The 3,229-nt window shown below is 74.1% G+C and carries 6 protein-coding genes; 4 read left to right on the top strand and 2 right to left on the bottom strand.

The window, feature by feature from the left end; all coding sequences use genetic code 11:
- From VB737_RS15920 to VB737_RS15910, 3 genes are all read left to right on the top strand, one after another.
- Positions 1-325 (top strand): Orn/Lys/Arg family decarboxylase (locus VB737_RS15920; RefSeq protein WP_500314388.1); only part of this gene is annotated, 325 nt, incomplete at its 5' end.
- A gap of 5 nt (positions 326-330) precedes the next feature.
- Complete coding sequence (gene cbiT / locus VB737_RS15915) at positions 331-930, top strand: precorrin-6Y C5,15-methyltransferase subunit CbiT (protein WP_500314390.1); 600 nt, start codon at positions 331-333, stop codon at positions 928-930.
- Positions 931-940: 10 nt separating this feature from the next.
- A complete protein-coding gene (locus VB737_RS15910; RefSeq protein ID WP_500314387.1) occupies positions 941-1,846 on the top strand; it encodes a phosphatidate cytidylyltransferase in 906 nt (301 codons plus the stop codon).
- 33 nt (positions 1,847-1,879) lie between these two features.
- Here VB737_RS15910 and VB737_RS15905 read toward each other — a convergent pair whose 3' ends face one another.
- The gene (locus tag VB737_RS15905) at positions 1,880-2,551 is read right to left on the bottom strand and encodes an LmeA family phospholipid-binding protein (protein ID WP_500314385.1); all 672 of its coding nucleotides are present in this window, start codon (positions 2,549-2,551) and stop codon (positions 1,880-1,882) included.
- A 46-nt stretch (positions 2,552-2,597) separates the two neighbouring features.
- On the bottom strand, positions 2,598-2,909 hold the full coding sequence (locus VB737_RS15900; protein WP_500314384.1) for a DUF8646 family protein: 312 nt from the start codon (positions 2,907-2,909) through the stop codon (positions 2,598-2,600).
- 6 nt (positions 2,910-2,915) lie between these two features.
- Between VB737_RS15900 and VB737_RS15895 the strand changes: the two genes are divergently transcribed.
- Positions 2,916-3,229 (top strand): NAD(P)-binding protein (locus VB737_RS15895; protein WP_500314382.1); only part of this gene is annotated, 314 nt, incomplete at its 3' end.

Here is a 3,229-nt window from a genome sequence, read left to right as displayed (position 1 = left end):
CTATGGCACCGGCGACTGGAAGCAAGCCCTGCGACGGGCCCTCGGCGGTCTGCCCCTGCCCCCGTTCACCCGGCCGCCCCTGCCGCTGCTGGCGGCACCGGAGCTGCCGATCGGCGTGGCCTGGCGGAGCCCCACCGCGGCCATCCCCCTGGAGGAGGCCACCGGCCGGGTGGCGGCGGCACCGATCTGTCCCTATCCGCCGGGGATCCCCCTGCTGGTGCCGGGGGAGCGGATCGATGCGGCCCGCGCCGGCTGGCTGCTGGAGCAACGGCGTCTCTGGCCCGGTCAGATCGCTGATACGGTGAGCGTCGTGGCCGGTTCGTGAGCCCGTTGCCGAACCCCTTCCACTGGGATTTCGTCACCCCCGGACTGCCGGACAGCGCCTTCGAGGACGCCCCGGGCTTCAGCCCCACACCGCTGGAGCTGCGGGTGATGCTGCTGGCCCACCTGCGGCCCCGGGCCGATTCCCTCGTCTGGGACGTGGGCGGCGGCACCGGCGCCCTGGCCCTGGAGATCGCCCGGCTGATGCCCGGTGGTGCGGTGCACACCCTGGAGCGGGATCCGGAGGCGATCGAGCTGCTGGAGCGCAACCGGCAGCGCTTCGACATCCACAACCTGCACATCCACGCCGGCGAGGCCCCGGAGGGCCTGGCCCTGCTGCCGCCCCATCCCGACCGGGTGCTGCTGGAGGTGGGCCGGCCCCTGGAGGACGTGCTGCGGGCCGTCTGGGAAGCGCTGCAGCCCTCCGGACGGCTGGTGATCAGCACCGTCAACCTGGAGGGCCTGGTGAAGGCCACCGACACCCTCGCCCAGCTGGGCGCCCACGATGTGCAGGTGGTGCAGGCCACCGTGCACCGCATGCAGCGCCGCGGCAGCCAGGCCAAGCTGGCGGCCGCCGAACCGCTGTTCGTGATCGCCGCCGAACGCTGAGCCCGAGCCCTTGCTTCCCGCCCCCCGCACCGCCACCTCCTTCCCCCGCCTGCTCAGCGGCTGGCTGGCGGGCGGCTTCGGCCTGGTGGTGGTGGGCCTGGGCGGCTGGTGGTTCACCGTCGCCGTGGGGGTGATCGTGCACCTGGGCCTGCTGGAGTTCTTCCGCATGGCCCAGTTCAAGGGCATCCGGCCGGCCGCCAAGACCACCCTGGTGGCGGTGCAGCTGCTTCTGGTCTCCACCCAGGTGGCCGCCGGCAGCCTCTGGGGGGGGAGCGGCATGGCGGGCGACGTGGCGGCGGCCGTGCTGCCCGCCTCCGGGGCGGTGATCTGCGGCTGGCTGCTGCTCCAGCCCGTCACCGGCACCATCGCCGACATCGCCGCCTCGGTGTTCGGCCTGTTCTATCTGGGCTTCCTGCCCAGCCACTGGATCAAGCTGCGGGACCTCACCGATCCCGCCCTGGCTCCCGCCCTTGAGGGGCTGGGCTGGCCCTGGAGCCCGGGCATGGCCCTGACCCTGCTGGCCTGCCTGATGATCGTGGCCACCGACATCGGCTCCTACGTGATCGGCCGGCGCCTGGGGCGGCACGCCCTCTCGCCGATCTCCCCCGGCAAGACGGTGGAGGGGGCCCTGGGCGGGGTGTGCTGCGCCCTGCTGGTGGGGGGCCTCGGCGGCGTGCTGCTGGGCTGGCGTTGGGGCTGGCTGGTCGGGGCGGTGCTGGGGGCGGTGGTGTCCCTGTTCGCCCTGGTGGGCGACCTGACCGAATCGATGATGAAGCGCGACGCGGGCCTGAAGGATTCCGGCGATGCGATCCCCGGCCACGGCGGCATCCTCGACCGGATCGACAGCTACCTGTTCGTGCCGGCGGTGGTCTACTCCGCGGTGACCCTGGTGCTGCCCCTGCTGCAGCGGGGCTGAGGACCCCTCAGAGGCACTCCCCGGCCGGGCCTCTCAAGGGGAGACCCGGGCCTCCCCCTCCAGGTGCAGCAGGCCGGCACCCAGCTCGGCCCGCTCGATGCGGATGTTGGGATCCATCGGCAGCCGGGCGTGGGGGGTCCCCTCGGCGCAGCGCAGTTCCACGGTGCCGCCGTCGGCCCGCACCGCCACCTCCCGCTCCACCGGCTCCCGGTCGCCGCTGCCATAGGCCCGCAGCAGCAGCCGGTCCTCCCGGATGCGCAGACCCGCCAGGGGGGTGAGGCCCAGCAGGTCGTCGGCCAGGCCGTCACCGAGGCCGCGCCAGGCCGGGGTGCTCAGGGAGCGGCTCAGCCCATCGCCGCTGAAGCTCACCTGCCCCTGGATGCGGAAGGGCGACTCCAGCTTCACCGCCTGGTTGCGCACCAGGGAGCCCATGCGCACCTGGATGCCGTCGCAGCGCAGCTCCACCTCCTCAATCTCCATCGCCTGGTAGACGACCCGCCGGGCCCGCAGCCGCACGCCGTCGAGGCGGCCACGCAACAGCCGCAGCCCCGAGCCCTCCAGGCGGATCTCCAGCCGCTCGATCGCCTCGCACTGCTGGCGCAGCCACAGCTCCAGGCCGCGGGCGAGCAGGCCCATCACCGGGCCCTCGGTGGGTCGCTCGGTGGGTCGCTCGGTGGGTCGCTCGCCGTCCGGGGTCTCGCTCATCCGCCACCAGGGGACAGGACTCCCCAGATTCTCACTCCGTCCGGGCTCATTCCGCTCGGGCCTGGCGGGCGGCGCGGAAGGCCTCGGCGGCCGTGATCGCCGCCAGCAGCAGCAGTCCCCCCAGACCGATCAGCTGGTCGGTGGGATCGGCGGCCTGCGGGTCCGCCGCGGCGCCGGTGCCGCCCAGCACCGCCCCGAGCAGGAACCAGCCCGTGGCCAGGGCCGTGGTGATCCAGTACGCACGCCAGCGGCGCTGGTAGATGTAGCCGCTGCCCAGGCCGGGCACGACGTTGAGCAGGGCGCCCAGCCAGGGGGCGGACGCCGCCAGGATGGCTTTGTCGTCAGGCGTCATCGGCATCGCTCCATGGCTGGTTCCACCGCCGAGTCTGACCAGCCAGCGCCCCCACCTGCGCCCTCGGTGGCGGTGATCGGCGCCGGGGTGGCCGGCTGCGCCCTGGCCGCGGGGCTGCGGCGCGGTGGCTGGGGCGGGTCGATCGTCCTCCGGGAAGCGGGCCGAGGTCCCGGCGGCCGGGCCGCCACCCGCCGCTCCCGCCACGACGCCGGCTGGCAGGTCAACCACGGGGCACCGCTGTTCAACCTCCTGGATGGACCCGAACCGGATCTGGTGGCGCCCCTGCTGGCGGGGGGCTGGATCGAGCCCTGGCGGGAGCCGGCAGC

This window comes from Synechococcus sp. BA-120 BA3 (assembly GCF_034931285.1).
GTDB lineage: Bacteria > Cyanobacteriota > Cyanobacteriia > PCC-6307 > Cyanobiaceae > Cyanobium.
The sequence above is the reverse complement of the archived record's forward strand: the minus strand, read 5'-3'. Positions and strand labels throughout refer to the sequence as shown.